Genomic DNA, 20,904 nt, shown 5'->3' on the forward strand with positions numbered 1-20,904 from the left:
AAACATTAGAGAATCATTGCAAGAAATCTATGGTGGACCTTGCAGGATTTGAACCTGCGACCAATCGGTTATGAGCCGAGTGCTCTGACCAGCTGAGCTAAAGGTCCTCGCCCATTGGAGGACGTATTATACTCAAAAACAAATCTAAAGGCAAGAATGTTTTCAAGTATAGTGAAAAGAGTGATAAAAGTAACAAAACTTGTTCCACCATAACTTACTAAGGGAAGAGGGATTCCCACCACAGGAGCCAATCCTATTACCATACATACATTAATGCTTACATATAAGAAAATCAAAATAGTCATATAACCCGTTACTACACGCAAAAAATAATCCTGCTGATGCACAAAACTTAAACTTAAAATATAGATTATCAAACAAAAAAATAATGTCAAAAGAGCAAATGCACCCAAAAGTCCAAAACGCTCCACAAAATACGCAAAAACAAAATCTGTATTTGCATAAGGTAAAAATTTAAGCTGTGATTGTGTGGCATCTTCTTTTGATTTGCCAAATAATCCACTTGCACCAATGGCAATTAGAGCTTGATCGACTTGATAGGGAGATTTATCTGATACGAAATCCATAATACGTTTTTTTTGATAATCTTTAAGGGGATCAACTATATATGCCACAGGAGCGAGTAAAACGATAACCAATCCTAAAGCTATCCATATTCGCTTATTTACACCGATTAAAAAAAGTGTGCCAAATCCAGTGAGTAAAATTACCATTGCTGTTCCTAAATCAGGCTCTTTAAGAATGATAAAAAAAGGCACAAGAATAAAAAAACTAATAATACAAAATTCTTTTAAGCCATAACCATCTTTTGGTGGAGGATTAGCGGTGATATAGGAAGCTAAAAGCAACATAAGAAAAATTTTCATAATTTCACTTGGTTGAATAGAAAAATTTGTGAAAGGAATATCCACCCAACGTTGCGCACCAAGCTTTTGTGTGCCAATAAAATGCACCAAAACTAATAAAATTAAACATATAATATAAGATACCAAAATAACACTATTAAGCTGCCTAAAAGGCATAAAAAATAAAAAAATCATTAGCCCGCAACTTAAAGTAATATATTTCACTTGCTTAGCAAATAAAGCAGAATCAAGCTCACTGATTAAAAAGAGAGAGAGACTAACTAATGGTAATATAAAAAGCAATAAAATGTAATCAAAATGTGCTAGAATCCGTCTATCAATCACAACTTTTCCTCAAAATAATCTCATTTTCAACGGAAAATGGAAGAAATATAGTAGGCGATAATGAAAGAAATTATTGTATCAAATTTTGACTTAAATAATGGCAAATTACGCCTTGATTCTTATCTAAGCATACAGCTTCAAAGTAGCAAAAATCAAATCCACCATATTATTAAAAATAAACAAGTGTGGCTTAATGGCATACTATGCTTGAAAAACGGCACTTTGCTCAAAGCTAAAGATTGCATTCAAGTGCAATCCCCCTGTGCAAACAATACGCCCCTATCCTCTTCATATACCATATCAGCAGATGATGAACGCTTTAGTATTGATATTGTTTATCAAGATGAAGATGTGCTCATTATTAACAAACCTCCTCATCTTGTCATTCACCACGCACCAAGCGTTAAAGAGCCTACGCTTGTAGATTGGCTCAAACTCAATGCCCACATTCTTTATACATTAAGCGGAGAGGAACGTTATGGGATTATTCATCGACTTGATAAGCAAACAAGCGGTGCTTTGGCTATTGCAAAATCAAATCTCGCTTATACTACTCTCACCAAAGAGCTGAAAAGTCGTCAAATGGGGCGATATTATCTTGCTATTATTGATACGCCCCTTAAAGATAACCAACAAGTGCAATGCTTTATGGGTCGCAATCCGCACAATCGCCTTAAAATGAGTAAGATTCACATTCGCTCAAACTCTCCTATCCCGAAAGGAGTGCGAGATTCAAAAAGCTCTTTTATCAAAATTGCTACTTCAGATAACGGAGCATTTGAACTCATTGCTATCAAACTCCACACGGGTAGAACACATCAAATACGCGCCCACCTTGAAAGCCTCTCTCGCCATATTCTTGGTGATACACTTTATGGATACAAACCTCAAGCCAAAACACATTATTATCAAGATAGAATCTTGCTTCACGCTTATATTCTTTATTTTATACACCCCAAAACGCAACAAAACTGCACTTTTAAAGCACCTATTTTACCAGATATGCTAAAATTCCTCCAAACTCACTTCACAAAGGATATACCCGATGGGCACAAAAACATTATGGAATTACTTGAAATTGACAGGATTATGCGTTCTTTTGAGTGCTTTTCTTAGCGGTTGTCTCTCTTCTTTTGGTGCAAAACTCCAAGAAGATGCTTCACTCCCACAAATTGATTCTATAAATACACTCGCTGATGTTTCGTCTGTAGGCTTTGAATGGAAATTTCTTGATAATGAACACATAAAAGGATTTGTCATTTATCGTGCTCAAGCAAAAGATAATCAAAAACTACAAAAAATCGCTACGATTCCAAACCGCTTTGCTACACATTTTTATGATATAAATCTCAATCCCCAAACAAAATATATTTATGCCTTTGCTACGCTTGGCACTGATAATACGATTTCTCCAAAAAGCAAACCTATTCTTGTGCAAACATCTTTTATTGACGCGGTAGAGAGTGTCTTCGCTCTGAATAATCAACCACGCACCATTAAGCTTATTTGGTCGCCACACCCAAATCCAAGCATAGATTCTTATTTGGTTGAACGCCTAAATAAAGCAGGTGAATTTAAAACAATCAAAACAATTCCTCATCGCTTAAGTGTAGAGTATTTTGATGATGATTTAAAAGATGGAGAAAGCTACACTTATCGTATTATCGCTCAAAGCTATGAGGGTATCAAAAGTAAGCCTTCACAAAGCGTGAGTGTAAAAACAATCCCTCAACCTGCACCTATTGAAAATATCCAAGCTACTATAGAGTTGCCACGAGCCATTAAAATTACTTGGAAAGAAGCCCCTGATACACAAGGTGTGAGCAAAAAACAATATAAGATTCTCTATTCTCCCAATGATAAAAACTACAAAAAACTAGCAACTACCAACCAAACAAATTATACACATAAACTCCAAGACAAAGAAGATGGCATAAGTTATTACTACCAAGTTGTGCTTTTAGGCGATAATGGCTTGGAAGGACGTATAAGTAGCACACCTGCTAAAGGTTCAAGTCTTCCACCTCCAAGCAAGCCTTTGCACTTTGAAGGAAAAATCCTTAATGGTAAAGCCACTCTCTCGTGGGAAACACCAAGTGATGAGCGTATTCAAAATTATATCGTTTATCGCAAAGAAGGGAAAGTATGGGCACAAAGTGCGCGCTTTATTGATATATACGATACTACCTTTACCGACAAAGAAATGCAAAAAGGTATCAGTTATAAATATAGCGTAACAAGTATTGACAAAAATGGTATAGAATCTGCGCCCACACAAGAAATAGAACTCTCCATAGAGGCTCAAAAATAATGCCTCATTTTCTTGCATCTCATATTACATTACCACCTATGCCTTTTACACAAGAAGGCTATACCTTTGTATATGAAGCCAAACAATGCAACGATTCTTCACAATCACTTATTTTGGTGCGATATGAAGATAATGAGTTTTTTTTACGCAAAGCGTGGCGAGGCAATAAAAATAATGCTATTCTCAAATGTGAAAAAAGCACAAAAACTCAACCTACAGGCATTATTAAGAATGCCCTTAAGATTCTATGTGCGTATCAAAAAAATGTTATCTCTCATAACCTCAACAAAAATACGCCACGACAAAATCTCCAATCTCCCTATTTTCAGTCTATGGATTTTTTTTTGGATTTTGCAAAGCCTTGCCTTATTGAAATAGGCTTTGGCTCTGGGCGCCACCTTTTGCATCTTGCACAGAGCAACCCTCATTTTATGTGTATTGGTATAGAAATTCATACTCCCTCTATTGAGCAGATTCTTAGGCAAGTGCAACTCTTGGGTTTAGAGAATCTTTATATCATTAATGGCGATGCGCGTATCCTCCTTGAAATTCTCTCCTCTCATATTGCACAAGGTATTTATGTGCATTTTCCTGTGCCGTGGAATAAAAAACACCATAGGCGCATTTTTTCGCCCAAATTTTTTCAGGAATCTTTGCGCGTTTTAGATAATAATGGAGTGCTTCATTTGCGCAGTGATGATGAAATTTATTTCCAAGATGCCCTTTCCCTTGCCTTGCAACAAGAAAGCATAAGCCTTGAAATACACAAGAATCAACAAGAAGTAATTACAAGCAAATACGAAGCAAGATGGAAAAAACAACAAAAAAACATTTATGATTTAAAGATTTTTCATACTTATAAAAACACAAATAATGAAAAAAATGTAAAAAATACCCAAAAAAACTTTTATTTTGATAAAATTCTAAGAAAAAATTTGGATAATTACAAAAATTTTCCACATAAGAAAATTGCTAATGATTGGTTTTTGCATATTGATAATCTGTATTGTGCGGGGGATATATATGTATTGGCATTATGTTTTGGGGATTTTAACCAGCCTCAAAGCAAGTTTTTGCAAATTGAATTCTGCAATAATGTATCAGCTCGGTATATTGGTAGTAACCCTATCCCTACACAAGCAGCCATCAAGGCGCATAAATATTTAATACAGATTCTAACACAGGAGTAAAATTTGAGCACGATTATAGAAGCAAAAAATCTCAATCTAGGCTATAATGATGATCTTGTCATTAAAGATGCCACTTTTAATATTAACGCTAAAGAGTTTGTATTCATAACAGGAGCTTCTGGTAGCGGAAAAAGCACTATTTTAAGCTCATTCTTTGGGTATTTAGGTGTAAAAAGCGGACTTTTAAATGTCTTTGGAATCAATATGCAAAAAGCATCAAAAAGTCGTATTAATCATCTTCGGCGCAGTATTGGCATAGTATTTCAAGACTACAAACTGATTAAAGAATGGAATATAGAGCGAAATGTGATGTTGCCTATGGTTATTAATGGCTACAAAAAAGAAGTATGCAAATCCCAAGTTGAAAAACTGCTTGTGCATATTAAACTTTCACATAAGGCAAATAAATTTCCTCTTGAGCTTAGTGGGGGTGAGCAACAACGAGTAGCTATGGCACGTGCGCTTGCACATAATCCAACTATTATCCTTGCTGATGAGCCAACGGGTAACCTTGATGATTATTCAAGTGAGCTTATTTGGAATCTCCTCAAAGGTGTAAATGAACAACTTGGTATTACCGTTGTGGTTGTAACCCACCGAATGCCTGATAGGCTTAATATTCCATTTAGAAGACTACATATAGAAGAAGGAGTAGTTTATGAATTTGCTTAGGAGACATTTGGCACTTATTATCCCGCTTTTAGCTCTTCTTTTTAGTCTTGAGAGTATTATGCTTGTCAATCGTGCTGTAACTAAACACGAAAATAAGCTCTCTGATAATTACTCTATTGTTATTGCCTCAAAAAATGCTCTTGTGCTTGATAAGGTTCAGAGTTTTATCCGCGAAGCCAAGGAGCTAAAAGCCATTGCGCCCGATTATATGATGAATGAGCTCAAAAAGGATCTTAGTCGAGAAAGCCTTGAAACACTTCAAAGAGAATTACCTTTTTTCTATTCGCTCAAACTCTCTACTTTTCCAGATGAAGAACGACTACAAAAGATTAATGCGACACTTTCAAAACTAAATGGTGTAACCAAAGTCGAATCTTTTACCAAGAGTCATTCGCAAGTTTATAAGCTCTTGCTCATTATTAAAAGTTCAATTATAGTCTTTGCATCACTTATTGCCATTTTAAGTTATATCCTTATGGTTAAACAAATTGAAATTTGGAAATTTGAACATAGCGATAGAATGGAAATTATGGCATTTTTGGGTGCTCCTGCGTGGATGAGAAATGGTATTTTATTCCGCCTTGCTTTTATTGATTCTATTATTTCAACAATAGCTATCATTGCAGGTATGACATATCTGATTAACCACGACAAAATGCAAGAAGTGTTTCACACGCTTGAAGTAACAAGCGATATATTCCGTATGGGAAGTGATTTTATCATTCTTCTTTTTACATCTATACTTGTATCTATCGTCTCGGTGGTTTTTGTCATTATTAAACAAAAAGACCTGTGAATCTAATATGAGGGGTTTTGGTTGGATTGCAATATGTGCCATTATAAATATATGTATGGCAAATATTGACCAAGATATTGCAAAAAATAAAGATAAACTTGCTACTGCCAAATCCCAAGAAAAAGCTATTAGCAAAAAACTTGATGTTTTGGGCAAAGCAATTAATGCGAAAAATTCTGAGCTCACACAACTTGGGAATCAAATTAACGCCTTAGAAAAAGATATAGAACAAAATCAAGGCAAATCTCTCTCACAAGAAAAATCACTTAAAGATTCTCAAAAAAAACAAAATGTGCTTGTAGAACAAAAACTTCAGATTGAAAAACAACTTATTAAGCTTATTGCACAAGGTATTGCTTTTAATATGGTGATTAGCCGCTCTGCAGATATTGATTCTGTTGATGGTGTAGTGCAATATCATATTTATCAAATTCTACATAAAAACGCGCGCAACTCTATTAAAACGCTTAACGCTAAACACAATCTCCTCAATAATGAAATCAAACAAATAAGTAATGCAATTTCTCAAATTCAAAGCTCCATTAAAACTCAAACTAATAAAAAAGAACGTCTCCAAATCGCAAAAGAACAACAAAAAGCCACTCTTGCAAAAATGCAAACTGAACTTAAAACCTATGACCAGCAGCTTAAAGACATTGTCAAAGAGCGCAAAAGCCTTGATGAGATTCTCTCAAAACTCAATATCGTTAAAGAGCAAAAACAACAAGGCTCCAATCAGCAAGCCTTTATAAATAACCAAAAAAACCCAAGTAGTATTAAAGCCCCAAAACAATTTGGCACTTCATATCGTGATGTGCCTACCATTGCCTACAAAGGAGCTAAAACCTTTTCACCACTTGATAACTATGTCATTGAAAAAAAGTTTGGACCTTATTTTGACCCTGTATATAAATTTAAAATTTTTAATGCTGCAATTATGCTTAATCCCAAATCTCCCAACGCTCCTGTCAAGAATGTGCTTGATGGGAGAATAGTATATGCCAAAGAAGCACCAGGGCTTAAAAAAGTTGTTATTATTGAGCATAACAATGCTATCCATACTATTTACGCATATATGGACAAAATAGAATCTTCAATTAAAACAGGTATACCTATTAAAAAAGGCACGATTATTGGCAAAGTCAATGAACGTTTAAGCTTTGAAATCACTCAAAAAGATAAACATATTAACCCTGCAGATTTTATAAAACTCAACTAAAAAAATAAAATTTTTATCCGATGTATCCTTGTATTTAACTTCAAGGAGGAAGCTATGCTTAATGATATTAATAGCGTTAATAGCACCAATAATACCATTAAAAATCAGCTGGTCAATATGATCAACACAAGTGGGAAAACTATCACGGAAGATAAACGCCCCATAGAAGTGCGAATAAAAGAAGAAAACGCACAACATCAAGATAGGGAAAATAAAAAACAGCTTGAAAATGAATTGCGTGAATTAAGCAAAAAGCTCAATGATGAAATGAAACGCATTGACACTGATATTCATTTTTCATATAATGAAAATATACCTGGTCTTATGGTAACTGTTAAAGAAAGTAATGGCGATAAGGTGATTCGCGAGATACCATCAAAAGAGGCTATTGAATTGATGAAAAAAATGCGTGAAGTCATTGGTGTTATTTTTGACAAACAAGGTTAATCTTTGAAGTTTAACTTATAACTTTAATATATGCAAGAAAAGAGGTAATATGGCACTTGGAACATTGAGTTCGCTTGGACTTGGAAGTAAAGTTTTAAATCACGATGTGATTGATAAACTAAGAGAAGCTGATGAGGCTTCACTTATCAAGCCTATTGATAAAAAAATTGAACAAAATGTTGAAAAGCAAACAGAGCTTGTAGCTATTACTTCTACTTTGCGTGATTTAAAATCTAGCACGAGTAAGCTTGGAGATTATTCTACCTATTTAGGGCGCTCAAGTAATGTAATTGGCGATGCACTCAAAGCAAATATATCAGCAGGTGTGCCAACACAAGATATTAAAATTGATATAGATTCTGTGGCGACTTCAGATATTAATGAAATAGGCTCAAAATATGAGAGTAGAGAATCTGTATTTAGCCAAAAAGATTCTGTATTAAAATTTCATCACAAAGGGCACGACTATAAAATTGATATTAAAGCGGGTATGCAATTAGGTGAAGTAGCGCAACTCATTACAGATACAACAAAAGGTGAAGTAATGGGAATTGTTATGAAAACAGGTGGCTCAAACCCTTACCAGCTTATGATTAATTCAAAAGATACAGGCGAATCTTCACGAATATATTTTGGTTCAACTACAAGCGGCTCTGTCGTGCCCTCTGGTGCTTTTTCTGTGAATGATGGAGATTTAAACATTACACTTAAAGACAAAAAAGGTATTGACAAAACCCTTTCTATCAAACTTCCTAAAACTGCAATAGAATCTAAAAGCCAAGATAACGCCGAGGCTCTCAAAGAAGCTATCATTACTGCAATTAAAAATGATTCAGATTTTGATGGACTGCTTGATAATGATATTAATATCGGTATAGGTGGTGCAAATAGTGATACACTCACTCTTAATGATAGACGTGGTTATAGTATTGAACTTCAAGGCTCAAAAGCCCAAAGTTTAGGTTTTGGCACAGAAAATAAAAATAATGCCAAAGAAGATTTAATGGTGGCAACTAAAAGTGTAGGAGCAGGAAAGCTTACAGGTACAATCAATATAGGCAGTATCCCACTTGACCTTTCTACACTCACAAAAGAAAAAAATACATCTGCCCAAAATGCAAAAAATATCGCTGAAGCCATTAATAATATTGCGGGTATTTATGGTTCTGTCAATGATGAGGGCAAGCTTGTGATTAACTCTGATACGGGAGAAGTAAATATTTATGCCAACGACGACCCTGCAAGTAAAAAAGCCCTTGAGGATTTGGGATTAAAAGCTGGCACAACAATGGATTATGCCAAAACACAAGAAGAGCTTTTTAAAATACGTAAAGTTCAAAAAGCAGAAGATGCAAAATTCTCATACAATGGAATTTCAATGAAACGCCCTACAAATAATGTTGATGACATTGTAAGTGGAGTAAATATTGAGTTTCTTACTACTACTGAACCGGGCAAACCTGCAGTAATTAGCATTACACGTAATGATGAAGAAATTATAGAAAATGTGAAAAAATTTGTTGAATCTTATAATGATCTTGCTTTAAAACTTGATGATGTTACACGTTATGATGAAGATTCTAAAATTGCTGGCGTATTCAATGGCAATAGTGATATTCGTATGATACGTCCTAGCCTTAATCGTATATTTTCTACAACGATCCAAACAGAAACAGAGCTAAAAGGACTTGCTAAATATGGACTTACTCTTAACGAAAAAGGCACAATGACACTTGATGTGAGCAAACTCCAAATGGCTTTGAGCTCTGACCCAGAAGGCACACAAGAGCTTTTTAATGGAAGTCTTAAAACAACAGAATTTAAAGAAGTGCAAACCGATGGTGTCTTTAAAAAATTTGACCAAGAGATTGATAGACTCTTAAATGGACCAAATGCAAGACTTAAAGTCCTTGAGGAAAGCCTCACAAAAGATGATAAAAAATTGCGTGAGGACAGAAAAAAAGCAGTTGAGCAACTCAATATACGCTATGACATTATGGCACAGAGATTTGCGGCTTATGATTCTCAAATCTCTAAAACCAATAATGCCTTTAGCAGTGTTCAATTGATGATTGACCAATCTGTAGCTAAAAAATAAGGAGTAACCAATGTATGGCAACAACGCTTATAGTCTTTATCAACAAAATTCAGTTTCAGTAGAATCCCCTGTAAAACTTGTAGAAATGCTCTATGAAGGTATTTTAAGATTCTGTGCTCAAGCCAAGCGACATATGGAAGCTGAAGATATTGAAAAGAAAATCTACTATATTAATCGCACTACTGATATTTTCACCGAGCTTCTTAATACGCTTGATTATGATAAAGGTGGTGAGGTAGCAGTATATCTTACAGGGCTTTATACACATCAAATTAAACTCCTTACTCAAGCTAATGTTGCTAATGACACAGATAAAATTGACATCGTAATGAACGTAGCAAAAGGGCTTTTAGAAGCGTGGCGAGAAATTAATCAAGATGAATTGGCTCGATAAGCTCAAAGTTGCTCTGCTTCGCGAAGACGACCAAGCAGCCTTTCTTCTTGTAAGCAATCTTCCAAAAGAGCTCCCAAACGCTCCGCTTGAGACAAAACTCCAAGCTCTTGAGCTGATTAATCAAACGAAAATACTTTTGGAAGCCAAACAGCTTAAAATCAGAATCAATATGGAACAAATAAAAGCAGCAAAAAAATTCCTTGAAAATGCTAATTAATGGGGGGGGGGGCATAATATAATCCTTTTTATAATAAATTTATGCAAAATATCCGCATATACCTTGACTTAAGACTTAAAATTGTATAGAATGTGAGCGTTCAAAATTTAACATCAAGGAGTTTGTAATGAACAAGGCTGAGTTTGTAGATTTGGTTAAGAAAGTTGGTGAATACAACACAAAAAAAGATGCTGAACAAGCAGTAAATTCTTTTGTAGATGCTATCTCCAAAGCTCTTTCTAAAAAGCAAAGTGTAGAACTTGTAGGTTTTGGTAAATTTGAAACAGCTATTCAAAAGGCTAAAACAGGTAAAGTTCCCGGGACAAACAAAACTTACACAACAAAAGAAAAATCTGTGCCTAAGTTCCGCCCTGGAAAAGGTTTGAAAGACCAAGTAGCAAAAGCTAAAAAATAAGTCTTTCTTTGCATAGCCTTTTTGGCTATGCCATTAGTGCTTTTGAACTTTCTCTTACATTTTTTCCATTTATAATCAGATTAATCTCTCTCGCAATAGGCGTATAAATATTTTCCCTTTGTCCTATTTCTGTAATTGCTTTTGCAGTAATCACGCCTTCTGCTACTTCACCAAGCTCTTTGAGAATCTCATTAATTGCTTTTCCTTTCGCCAATCCAAGTCCAACACGATAATTGCGCGACATTGTAGAGTTTGAGGTTAAAAATAAATCTCCAGCACCTGAGAGCCCCAAGAATGTTTCCATTTTTGCGCCAAAATGCTCTCCGAATCGACTCATTTCTACAAGTCCTCGTGCAAGAAGAGAGGCTTTCGCATTCATACCAAATGCTAACCCATCGCAAATTCCACCTGCAATAGCGATGACATTTTTATATGCTCCAGCCACTTCTCCACCAACAACATCGGGACTTGCATAAGTTTTAATAAAATGTGGCATCAAAGTGCCAAATTCACGACTTAACTCAAGATTGCGCGAATGAATAACAAGTGCGCAAGGCAAAGAATGCACTACTTCAGAAGCAAAACTAGGACCACATAAATAGGCAATGCTTTTATGAGCAATGCGCTCCTCCATAATATCACTTACAAATGCGCCACTGCCAGATTCTATCCCTTTGCTTGCGCAGAGAATCTTTATCTTTTGTGGCAAATCAGCTACTGCTAACCATTCTCGTAATGCACTCGTAGCTATTGCCATAACAAAATACTGCGCATCTAATGCTTCTTTATGCGAAACTTGTATAATTGATGTGCAATTTAATGTTTTCAATTTTTGATTTAAAGGCTCAAGCAAAGAGCTAATATCTCTACGTGAGATAATTCTTACCTCATTTTTTTCGGCTAATGCAAAAGCTAGTGCCCTACCCCAAGCTCCTCCACCAAATACACTTACCTTGCTCATTTAAAGTCCTCACTTATTTTTAACGAGATTATATCAAAGCTCATTAAAACACATAACTATAAGTCAAAAAAACCTGTGTAGTAATTGTATAAAGATTAGCATAGGAATTTGCTTGAGCTACATTTCTCACAACAGGGGTTATTCCTTGTGAATATGTTGCCAAAAGCGCATCATTACTTGAAAGTTGTGTTTGCTTTAATGTAAGTGTGATACGATGCGATTTAAGTATCGTTAATACCATACCAATACTATTTGCCCATACAGGATACATTATCTTTGTGCCATAATCATAAGCATTTTCTTCGTATCGTTGTGCATTATCATAAGTTTTGACTTTACCTCCTCGTCTTTGCGTATCAATTTCTAAAGCATTTGATACAAAAAAATTTAACTTCACATCTGTATCGGATTTAATAGAATAATTTAACTCTATACCAGCACCATACCGAGACATTGGTGCTTCAACCTCATTCAAATTGGCATTGCCTGTTTCAAGCTCAAACTCTGAATATCCCTCATTAGCAATAGTATTCGCTCTAATTGAGAAATTTTTACTCACTTGTGCCTTTATTTTAGAATCTCCCTCTTTACTCTCAGTATTTTGGGCAGAAAGTGGCGTATTAGGTGCTACATTAAGCTTATGAAGCTGTAATTCTTCAGCACATATCAAACTTGCGACAAGGCTTATTAAGAATATTCCCTTCACTTTGCTCACTCCTAACATTAAATCTTAAAATACAAGACTCTATAGGTTCTTATAATAACCTATATATCGGTATTCCTAATGCTTTTTTGTAATAACATCTGCTTTTCTTTGTAAGTAATATTATATAAAAAATTTTTAAGAATTTATAAATATTTTATGCCTATTAGCCTATACTAGCATTTTATATTCCAATATTTTCAACACAAAAGGCTATGAAAATGTCAGCGTATGAAACGATTATCGGTTTAGAGGTGCATGTCCAACTCAATACCAAAACAAAAATTTTTTGCTTTTGCGCAACAAGCTTTGGTGATGAGCCTAACAAAAATGTTTGCCCCACTTGCTTAGGGCTACCCGGCGCACTCCCCGTGCTTAATCGCGAAGCGGTAAAAAAGGCGATTTCCTTTGGCACTGCGATTAATGCGACTATTAATCAAAACTCTGTCTTTGCACGCAAAAACTATTTTTACCCAGACTTGCCAAAAGCCTATCAAATCAGTCAATTTGAGATTCCTATCGTAGGACGAGGAAGTATTGAAATTGAATGTAATAACCAAACAAAAACTATCGGTGTAACGCGTGCGCACCTTGAAGAAGATGCAGGTAAAAATATCCACGAAAATAATTATTCAAAAGTAGATTTAAATCGTGCCTGTACGCCTCTACTAGAAATTGTGAGTGAGCCCGATATGCGAAGTTCCGATGAGGCAATAGCCTATCTTAAAAAGCTGCATTCTATTGTGCGATTTCTTGGCATAAGCGATGCAAATATGCAAGAAGGAAGCTTTAGATGTGATGCAAACGTTTCTATTCGCCCCAAAGGAGATTGCAAACTCTATACGCGTGTAGAGATTAAGAATCTTAACTCCTTTAAATTTATCCAAAAAGCGATTGAATATGAGGTAGAGCGACAAATTGAAGCTTGGGAAGAGGGAAAATATCAAAGCGAAGTTGTGCAAGAAACTCGTCTTTTTGACACTGCCAAAGGCATTACTCGTTCAATGCGTGGCAAGGAAGAGGCGGCTGATTATCGCTATTTCCCTGACCCTGACCTTTTGCCTGTTTTTATTGATGAGAATCTTATGCGTGAGGGAGTGAAGATTCCAGAAATGCCCGATGAAAAAAGGGAGCGATACATTAATACCTTAGGACTTAAGCCTTATGATGCAGGTGTGCTTACAAGTAGCCTTGAGCTTGCGCTTTATTTTGAATCTATGCTTGAAGAAGGTGCGAGCGCAAAAGGTGCTCTTACTTGGCTTACTACAGAGCTTTTAGGACGATTAAAGGGTGAAAATACGCTGCAGACTTGTGGGGTGGATTCTAAAACTTTAGCCACACTTGTTAAACGCATTGAGGAGGGCAAAATCAGCGGAAAAAGTGGCAAAGAAATTTTAGATGTGCTTATGGAAAAAGGAGGCGATGTAGATAGCCTCATAGATTCTATGGGATTAGCCCAAATTAATGATGATGGCGCAATTATTGCAGTTATAGAATCTGTGTTAAGCGCTAATGCCGACAAGGTCGCGGAATACAAAAGTGGCAAAGACAAACTCTTTGGATTCTTTGTCGGGCAAGTGATGAAAAACTCTAAAGGCGCAAATCCAGCAAGGGTAAATGAGCTTTTAAAAGAAAAATTAGGGTAGTATGAACAATGGAAGAGAATATTATAGCTTTTAGCGGGGGGGGGGGATAGAGAAAATTCTTATTGCCCTACATACCCGCAGAATCTTAAATTCACCACAAATAAAGGTCAAAATACACTTTTAAATCAATTCAAAAATGCTCTAAGTGATAACAACACGCAGAATCTAAGCTTTCTTATTGGGTTTTTTCGCATAAGTGGCTTTATCCATTTACATAAACTTTTACAAGAAAACAATAACTATGCAAAATTTAAGAACATTCGTATTTTGGTTGGACTTAATGTAGATACTCTCATATATGAGCTTTCACAAAAGAATTTGGATTGCGCCTATCAAGGCGATAGATTCCATAATCTTTTTAAAAAATATGCTAGAGAAAGAAAACTACGATAAAGAGGTAGATGATTCTATTATTTGCTTACAAAATGTTTTAGAACTAGAACAACTACAAATTCGTATGGTGCGCACTAAAAATTGCCACGCTAAATTTTATCTTTTTACTTCAGAACCAAAGACAAACCACGCACACAACAATATACCATTTTATGAAGGCTCACTTATTGTAGGTAGCTCAAACCTCACTCATAATGGCTTAGAGAAAAATTATGAAGTCAATCTCCTTACTAAAGAAAGCGCAGATATTAACTACGCATTAGAAGAATTTAACAAACTTTGGGAAGATTCTATAGAGATTACAAAAAATGATATTGATGAATGTGTAAAACAAAGCTACCTAGAAATTTTAAGCCCAAAAGATATTTATTACAAGCTCCTTTTAACGCATTTTGGCAAAGACTTTTTGGTGAAAGATAATGAAATTCCCGCTCTTTTTAAGGACTATATCGCGTATGATTATCAAATACACGCCGTGCAGGAAGGATTGCAAAAGCTTAAAAAATACAATGGATTCTTTCTTGCAGATGTTGTTGGGCTCGGCAAAACACTCATTGCGTCTGTCATCGCTAAAAAATGCCGCATAGACAATCTTAAGGGCAAGATTCTCATTGTTGCTCCACCGAGCGTTAAGAAATCGTGGAAAAAACATTTTGATGATATAAATATTGCAAATTATGAAATTTATACTCACGATAGCTTGCATAAAATCCCAAAAGAAACAAGAGAGGATATAGAGCTTATAATTATTGATGAAAGTCATAATTTTCGCTCCAGCACTTCAAACCGCTACAAACAGCTTGAAAATATTTGCAAGATTCCATTTAATGGCGCACATAAAAAAATTATTCTCCTCTCCGCCACTCCTCAAAATAACTCTCCAAAAGACTTAGCAAATCAAGTCTATCTTTTTTGCAATAGGCGAAATTCTCTCATTGAAGGCTTAAACAACTTAGAAAAATTTTTTAGCGACCTTCAAACAAAATTTGAAAACTCAATGAAAGAGTTAAAAACCATCAACCAAAACACAAATTTATCCACACAAGAAAAAGAATCTGCACAAAATAAAGAAAAGAAAAAGCTAGAAAATATTGCCAACACCTTACGTGACAAACTTTTGTCTCATATTATGATTCGCCGCACTAGAGGTGATATAGAGCTACTCTATAAAGATGATATGAAAAAGCAAAATCTCACTTTTCCAAAAATTGAACCCCCTAAAGATTTACTTTATGATTTAGATTCTAACTCACATAATCTTGCAAAAGAAACAATTGCTTTTCTCTCAAAGAAATACAACAATATAGGCACTTTTTCCTATGTGCGTTATCTTATATTCCCAAATCTCACCCAAGATGGACAAGAGGAGTTTTTATCACAATATGGCGAAGATGAAAAAAGCAAAGGTTTTTATAATGACACAGCAGAGCGTTTGAGTGTGCTTATCCAAAAGATTCTATTTAAACGATTTGATTCAAGCATAGACGCATTTAAAGCCACACTTGAAAATCAAATCACATCTCACAATGCCCTTATTACAATGTTTAGCGAGGGCACCATCGCACTCCCAAAGGGCTATAATTCAAGAGAAAAGCTATATGAGGCTGTATTATCAGATAATGATAAAGACTTGCAGAATCTCTTAGAGAAAAAGGAAGATAAATTCATACATTTACAATCTCATCATTTTAAGAATGATTTTTATCAAAAGCTACAAAATGATAGAGATGCCCTAGAAAAATTACTCAATGCGTGGGAGAATATACAAGGAGATTCTAAACTTGATAAACTCAAAGATTCTTTAGATAAATATCTACCACAATCACAAAAAATAGTGATTTTCACAGAAGCAGCGACAACTGCAAAATATCTTGCTAAAGAGCTTATTGCATATACAATTTTACAAATTGATGCAAGTAATCGCGAAGAAAACGAGCAAAAAATTAAAGAAAATTTTGACGCAAACTATCCTAAAGAGAAACAAAAAGATGAGTTTAATATCATCATTACAACCGACACATTAGCAGAAGGAATTAACCTTCATCGTGCAAATATTATTATTAATTATGACACGCCTTATAATTCCACAAGGCTAATGCAAAGAATAGGGCGCATTAATCGTATAGGCACGAGCTTTGAAAAAATCCATATTTATAATTTCAAGCCTACGCATTTAGCCGATGAGATTATCAATATAAACTCTATCGCCTCTGGCAAACTGCAAAGCTTTCACTATACATTAGGGGAAGATTCAGCAATTTATGATGATGAAGAGATTGTAGGGAGCAAAAATCTCTATTCTCAAATCGATAAAAACAATCAAGAAACAAGCAAAGATTCACAATACAAAAAAGCATTACAAGATTTCTACAAAAATCACAAAGATGAATTTGATAGGATAGAGCATCTCCCGCTTAAATCACGCACGATAATACAATCACATCAAACTCAAAGTTTTGCTTATATTCGCCACATTTCTAGCCACAATCACGCACACTTTTATCCATATCATATTGTGCCAAGCCAAAACTTACTCCAAGAGCCACAAACACAAGAATGTGATTTTTATGAAATGGCAGACTTTTTGAAAGCACATTTAGAATCTTGTCCTCTCAAAAATGCAGATATGAGCGTGCATTATACGCATATCCAAAGTGCAATGCAATCCTACAAACAATCTCTAAAATCCCGCAATACGCCTAATCCAACGAAAAAAGAGCTTAAACCACAAGAAATAACAGCTATCAGTAAAATTAATTCTTGCCCAGAATTAGATTCGCAAGTGAAGGAAAATCTTATTGATTTAATAAAAAACGGACACCCCCAGCTTACTAAAGAGACTATCAATATAAAGGCTAAAAATAGTGCGGATTTTGCAAGAGAAGTCCTTGTCATCAAAGAAAAATTTGCCCCAAATGCAGATTTGCAGACTAGCAAAGAGCAAGATTATAACACAATAGATTCTGCCACCCACACAGAACCTCAAATCCAAATTAGCATTACGACAATTCACTTAACAAAGGGGATAAAATGAGTGCAGTAGAATCTTCAAAGACTTTAGATATTTTTCTTAATAACGCCTATAAGCACGAACATTTTCAAAACTTCATCATAGAATCTTTTGGGAAAAATATTGACATAAAAACCAAGCAACGCACTCCTTATGATAAACATAATAGCATTATCACCGCCTATTCACAAATGTGTGAAAATATCACCCTAGATTCACAAAGCTTAAGCATCTATGCCTTTAAAACAACATCAATTAATGCCAAAATCACCCTCCATAAAGAAATCGCTGAAATCATCAAAAATCAACCAGAAATAAATGCAATGCTTGCAGTTTTTTATGATGAAAGCAAAGAATTTAGACTAAGTCTTGTAACACAAGGTTTTGATTATGAAAAAAACAAAATGACCTTTTCAAATCTCCGCCGACAAAGCTTCACACTAGGGGAAAATACAAAGACAAAAACAGCCAAATTACAACTTCAAGGATTTTTAGATAAAGAAAAAACTTTAAAAAATCTCCAAGAAGCTTTTAGTACAGAACCTATAAGTAAAGAATTTTATAGAGATTATGAAAGGCTTTATAAAGATTTATCGCAAAAATTATGTCAAAATCAAGCCACTTTCAATGCTTTAGACAATTATGAAGGTTTAAATGGAGAAAAAGCAGTCAATGCCTTTGTCAAAAAACTTCTAGGGCGCATTGTGTTTTTATACTTTTTGCAAAAAAAGGGTTGGTTAGGCGTAGCACAAAATGCTTCTTATGGAGAAGGCGATAAAAACTTTTTGTTTTCACTTTTTAGCAAAGCCACGCAAAATAATGAATCTTTTTATACAAAATACCTTTGCCCTTTATTTTTTGAGACACTTAACACACAAAGAGAAAACGACTATTCACCCCACTTTGATTGTAAGATTCCATTCCTTAATGGTGGGCTTTTTGAAGAGTATAAAGACAAGCAAGGTAAGGGCATAGAAAGAGATTTTGTCCTTACACAAAGCCTAGAAAATACCGATTTTGAAGCAATTTTTGATGTATTTGAAAACTATAATTTTACGATTGAAGAATCCACCCCAGATAATCAAGAAATCGGTATTGACCCTGAAATGCTTGGCAAAGTGTTTGAAAACCTCATTGATTATAATAAATCAAGTGGGGCTTTTTACACGCCTAGAGAAATTGTGCATTTTATGTGTAAAAATGTCCTAACCCGCACATTACAGGAGAGAATCTTGCACGATGAATCTCACCTCACACAAGATACAGAATCTCCACACGCACACAAAGATTCACTCTATAACTTTATTTTTTATAAACAAAGCGATGATTTTATTGCACAAAATGCGAAACAATTAACACAAGCTATCACATCGCTTAAAATCCTAGACCCTGCTATTGGCAGTGGTGCTTTCCCAATGGGAATGCTAAGCGAGATACTAGAGGCTCTGCATACACTCAATCCCTCTTTGCAAAAGCAAGACTTAGCAAGATATAAGCGCGAGATTATAGAGCAGCAAATCTATGGAACAGACATTGATGCTGATGCGATTGAGATAGCAAAACTCCGCTTTTGGCTCTCAATCGCCGTAGATGAGGATACACCTAGCCCACTTCCAAACCTTGACTTTAAATTTATGCAGGGCAATGCTCTTATAGAAAGCATTAATGGCATTGAAATTATTCCAAGTGATTTGAATGCACCACAACATCAAAAAAATCTCTTAGGTAGAGATGAAAACGCGTCTTTATTTGATAAATCACAAACTCATAAGCTAGAAGCACTTTTTCTGCAATACTATGAGCCAAATGCACAAAAAGCACAACTCAAAGCAGAGATTTTAGCGATAATGAAAGAAGCCTTTGATGAGCGTATCAAGCAAATTGATGAGAATATTCAAAGCATAAAGGCAAATCCGGCTATTAAACCAAAAGAAAGAGTCAAACAGCAAGAAAAAATACTTCAATACGAATCTTTTAAACACGATTTAGACGCACTCCTTAAAGACTATGAAGAGCATAACTTCCACACCGACAAGCTTTTTTTATATCGCTTCTTTTTTGCACCCATTTTCGCACAAGGGGGCTTTGATATAATCATTGGCAATCCTCCGTATATTGACTATCGCAGTATAGATGAAAATACAAAAATCTCTTTGCAAAAAAATTCTTTTGTTTATACAAACTCAAAAAGAGGGAGTATCTTTGTATATTTCATTGAAAAAGCAGCAAAACTAATACACAAACAAGGCTATTGTATTTTTATTAATCCTATAAATTATATCTGTCAAGATTCTGGTGCTGGAATTAGAGAGTTTATTGACAACAATCTTTGCCTTATCTCTATGATTGATGTATCAAGTTTTAAAGTTTTTAATTCTGCTTCTACCTATACTTGCATTAATTGTTTTACTCATAAAAGTCAAGAACTAAAAGAAATAAATTTTGGTAGAGCTAATTGCGAAGAGGAATTAAATAATATTGCCTTAGAAAAATTCCCACAAAGCAAAATTGAGAATTTATCTATTTTGCTAGATTCTATAACTACAAAAATTTTTAAGGCAAATTATCCACAATTATCAAGCTTTTGTGATATTTTTTGTGCTTTATCCATAGCTGGTTTTAGAAATGATGTAAAAAATAAAAAAACTAAAGACAATGTCCCCTTTTTAGAATCTTCTGATATTCAAAAATATGATTATAAACAAGGCAAATTTTTACATAATGCAGTATCTTATTATTCTACTGAAAAAATAAAAATATTTGAGGATTCGGAAATTATATTTATGGCGAGAATGACAAACTTTATTCGTTGCTGTATTGCTCCTAAAGCTTATTTTGGAGGTAAAGTCAATATTTTACATAATTTTAAACTTGATAGGAAATTTATTCTTGGAGTTTTAAATAGTAAGCTAATAAATTATTTCTATGCCAAAAAATACTTTGCTTCACATATGCAAGGCGGTGCATTTGGATTTGATACTTTAAGTGTAGGTAGTTTGCCTATTCCTAAAATCACAAAGGCAAACCAAAGAATCGTTAATGAAATTGTCGCTTTGGTAGATAAAATTTTAGAATCTAAAGCAAAGGATTCCACCGCCTCCACCAAAAAACTAGAATCGCAAATTGATTTTTTAGTTTATAAGTTGTATAGTTTAACTGATGAAGAGATAAAAATCATAGAATCTACATAAATACAAAGCATGATATTTGACTTTATATCT

At 34.7% G+C, this 20,904-nt stretch carries 17 protein-coding genes and 1 tRNA gene; 14 read left to right on the plus strand and 4 right to left on the minus strand.

Going from position 1 to position 20,904, the window contains the following annotated elements; translation table 11 throughout:
• Positions 1-30: 30 nt before the first annotated feature.
• Both HH_RS03850 and HH_RS09320 read right to left on the minus strand, forming a co-directional pair.
• Positions 31-107: transfer RNA gene (locus HH_RS03850), tRNA-Ile, on the minus strand.
• A complete protein-coding gene (locus tag HH_RS09320; protein WP_011115624.1) occupies positions 69-1,211 on the minus strand; it encodes an FtsW/RodA/SpoVE family cell cycle protein in 1,143 nt (380 codons plus the stop codon). Before HH_RS09320 ends, HH_RS03850 begins: the two co-directional genes overlap by 39 nt.
• Positions 1,212-1,271: 60 nt before the next feature.
• On the opposite strand from HH_RS09320, the gene HH_RS03855 reads away from it, so the two are divergent.
• From HH_RS03855 to HH_RS03905, 11 genes are all read left to right on the plus strand, one after another.
• Positions 1,272-2,327: an RluA family pseudouridine synthase gene (locus tag HH_RS03855; RefSeq protein ID WP_011115625.1), complete on the plus strand. Its 1,056-nt coding sequence runs from the start codon at positions 1,272-1,274 to the stop codon at positions 2,325-2,327.
• A complete protein-coding gene (locus tag HH_RS03860) occupies positions 2,257-3,522 on the plus strand; it encodes a fibronectin type III domain-containing protein (RefSeq protein ID WP_011115626.1) in 1,266 nt (421 codons plus the stop codon). Before HH_RS03855 ends, HH_RS03860 begins: the two co-directional genes overlap by 71 nt.
• Positions 3,522-4,712: a tRNA (guanosine(46)-N7)-methyltransferase TrmB gene (gene trmB, locus HH_RS03865; RefSeq protein ID WP_011115627.1), complete on the plus strand. Its 1,191-nt coding sequence runs from the start codon at positions 3,522-3,524 to the stop codon at positions 4,710-4,712. Before HH_RS03860 ends, trmB begins: the two co-directional genes overlap by 1 nt.
• 3 nt (positions 4,713-4,715) lie before the next feature.
• A complete protein-coding gene (locus HH_RS03870) occupies positions 4,716-5,384 on the plus strand; it encodes a cell division ATP-binding protein FtsE (protein WP_011115628.1) in 669 nt (222 codons plus the stop codon).
• The gene (locus HH_RS03875) at positions 5,371-6,180 is read left to right on the plus strand and encodes a hypothetical protein (RefSeq protein ID WP_011115629.1); all 810 of its coding nucleotides are present in this window, start codon (positions 5,371-5,373) and stop codon (positions 6,178-6,180) included. The genes HH_RS03870 and HH_RS03875 overlap by 14 nt, the downstream gene beginning before the upstream one ends.
• A gap of 7 nt (positions 6,181-6,187) precedes the next feature.
• Positions 6,188-7,399, plus strand: coding sequence for a murein hydrolase activator EnvC family protein (locus HH_RS03880; RefSeq protein WP_034365625.1), 1,212 nt, complete (start codon positions 6,188-6,190; stop codon positions 7,397-7,399).
• A gap of 54 nt (positions 7,400-7,453) precedes the next feature.
• A complete protein-coding gene (locus HH_RS03885; protein WP_011115631.1) occupies positions 7,454-7,846 on the plus strand; it encodes a FlaG family protein in 393 nt (130 codons plus the stop codon).
• Positions 7,847-7,895: 49 nt separating this feature from the next.
• Positions 7,896-9,944, plus strand: a complete 2,049-nt coding sequence (gene fliD, locus HH_RS03890; protein WP_011115632.1) for a flagellar filament capping protein FliD — start codon at positions 7,896-7,898, stop codon at positions 9,942-9,944.
• A gap of 10 nt (positions 9,945-9,954) precedes the next feature.
• Positions 9,955-10,338, plus strand: coding sequence for a flagellar export chaperone FliS (fliS, locus tag HH_RS03895; RefSeq protein WP_011115633.1), 384 nt, complete (start codon positions 9,955-9,957; stop codon positions 10,336-10,338).
• Positions 10,322-10,555 carry a hypothetical protein gene (locus HH_RS03900; protein ID WP_011115634.1) on the plus strand — a complete coding sequence of 78 codons (234 nt, stop codon included), beginning with the start codon at positions 10,322-10,324 and terminating at the stop codon, positions 10,553-10,555. Before fliS ends, HH_RS03900 begins: the two co-directional genes overlap by 17 nt.
• Positions 10,556-10,682: 127 nt before the next feature.
• Positions 10,683-10,970 (plus strand): HU family DNA-binding protein, encoded by a 288-nt coding sequence (locus tag HH_RS03905; RefSeq protein WP_011115635.1) that lies wholly within the window; start codon positions 10,683-10,685, stop codon positions 10,968-10,970.
• A 25-nt stretch (positions 10,971-10,995) separates the two neighbouring features.
• On the opposite strand, the gene HH_RS03910 is transcribed toward HH_RS03905, so the two are convergent.
• Together HH_RS03910 and HH_RS03915 are read right to left on the minus strand one after the other, a co-directional pair.
• Entirely contained in the window at positions 10,996-11,931 is a 936-nt protein-coding gene (locus tag HH_RS03910) for an NAD(P)H-dependent glycerol-3-phosphate dehydrogenase (protein WP_011115636.1), read from the minus strand.
• 43 nt (positions 11,932-11,974) lie between these two features.
• A complete protein-coding gene (locus tag HH_RS03915; RefSeq protein ID WP_226989507.1) occupies positions 11,975-12,637 on the minus strand; it encodes a hypothetical protein in 663 nt (220 codons plus the stop codon).
• A 218-nt stretch (positions 12,638-12,855) separates the two neighbouring features.
• Here HH_RS03915 and gatB point away from each other — a divergent pair, with 218 nt between their 5' ends.
• The 3 genes from gatB (at position 12,856) to HH_RS03930 (ending at position 20,874) form a co-directional block, all read left to right on the plus strand.
• The gene (gene gatB, locus HH_RS03920) at positions 12,856-14,280 is read left to right on the plus strand and encodes an Asp-tRNA(Asn)/Glu-tRNA(Gln) amidotransferase subunit GatB (protein ID WP_011115638.1); all 1,425 of its coding nucleotides are present in this window, start codon (positions 12,856-12,858) and stop codon (positions 14,278-14,280) included.
• A gap of 298 nt (positions 14,281-14,578) precedes the next feature.
• Positions 14,579-17,707 (plus strand): helicase-related protein, encoded by a 3,129-nt coding sequence (locus tag HH_RS03925; protein ID WP_041309022.1) that lies wholly within the window; start codon positions 14,579-14,581, stop codon positions 17,705-17,707.
• Positions 17,704-20,874 carry an Eco57I restriction-modification methylase domain-containing protein gene (locus HH_RS03930; protein WP_011115640.1) on the plus strand — a complete coding sequence of 1,057 codons (3,171 nt, stop codon included), beginning with the start codon at positions 17,704-17,706 and terminating at the stop codon, positions 20,872-20,874. The genes HH_RS03925 and HH_RS03930 overlap by 4 nt, the downstream gene beginning before the upstream one ends.
• The last annotated feature ends 30 nt before the right edge of the window (positions 20,875-20,904 follow it).

Source organism: Helicobacter hepaticus ATCC 51449 (assembly GCF_000007905.1).
Classification (GTDB): domain Bacteria; phylum Campylobacterota; class Campylobacteria; order Campylobacterales; family Helicobacteraceae; genus Helicobacter_C; species Helicobacter_C hepaticus.

What these genes read in the sequence shown, in the direction of transcription:
- HH_RS03930 (WP_011115640.1), top strand. Translation starts at nt 17,704, where the DNA reads ATGAGTGCAGTAGAATCTTCAAAGACTTTAGATATTTTTCTTAATAAC.
- HH_RS03905 (WP_011115635.1), top strand. Translation starts at nt 10,683, where the DNA reads ATGAACAAGGCTGAGTTTGTAGATTTGGTTAAGAAAGTTGGTGAATAC.
- HH_RS03880 (WP_034365625.1), top strand. Translation starts at nt 6,188, where the DNA reads ATGAGGGGTTTTGGTTGGATTGCAATATGTGCCATTATAAATATATGT.
- HH_RS03925 (WP_041309022.1), top strand. Translation starts at nt 14,579, where the DNA reads ATGAGCTTTCACAAAAGAATTTGGATTGCGCCTATCAAGGCGATAGAT.
- HH_RS03910 (WP_011115636.1), bottom strand. Translation starts at nt 11,931, where the DNA reads ATGAGCAAGGTAAGTGTATTTGGTGGAGGAGCTTGGGGTAGGGCACTA.
- HH_RS03900 (WP_011115634.1), top strand. Translation starts at nt 10,322, where the DNA reads ATGAATTGGCTCGATAAGCTCAAAGTTGCTCTGCTTCGCGAAGACGAC.
- HH_RS03875 (WP_011115629.1), top strand. Translation starts at nt 5,371, where the DNA reads ATGAATTTGCTTAGGAGACATTTGGCACTTATTATCCCGCTTTTAGCT.
- trmB (WP_011115627.1), top strand. Translation starts at nt 3,522, where the DNA reads ATGCCTCATTTTCTTGCATCTCATATTACATTACCACCTATGCCTTTT.
- fliS (WP_011115633.1), top strand. Translation starts at nt 9,955, where the DNA reads ATGTATGGCAACAACGCTTATAGTCTTTATCAACAAAATTCAGTTTCA.
- HH_RS03885 (WP_011115631.1), top strand. Translation starts at nt 7,454, where the DNA reads ATGCTTAATGATATTAATAGCGTTAATAGCACCAATAATACCATTAAA.
- HH_RS03855 (WP_011115625.1), top strand. Translation starts at nt 1,272, where the DNA reads ATGAAAGAAATTATTGTATCAAATTTTGACTTAAATAATGGCAAATTA.
- fliD (WP_011115632.1), top strand. Translation starts at nt 7,896, where the DNA reads ATGGCACTTGGAACATTGAGTTCGCTTGGACTTGGAAGTAAAGTTTTA.
- HH_RS03860 (WP_011115626.1), top strand. Translation starts at nt 2,257, where the DNA reads ATGGGCACAAAAACATTATGGAATTACTTGAAATTGACAGGATTATGC.
- gatB (WP_011115638.1), top strand. Translation starts at nt 12,856, where the DNA reads ATGTCAGCGTATGAAACGATTATCGGTTTAGAGGTGCATGTCCAACTC.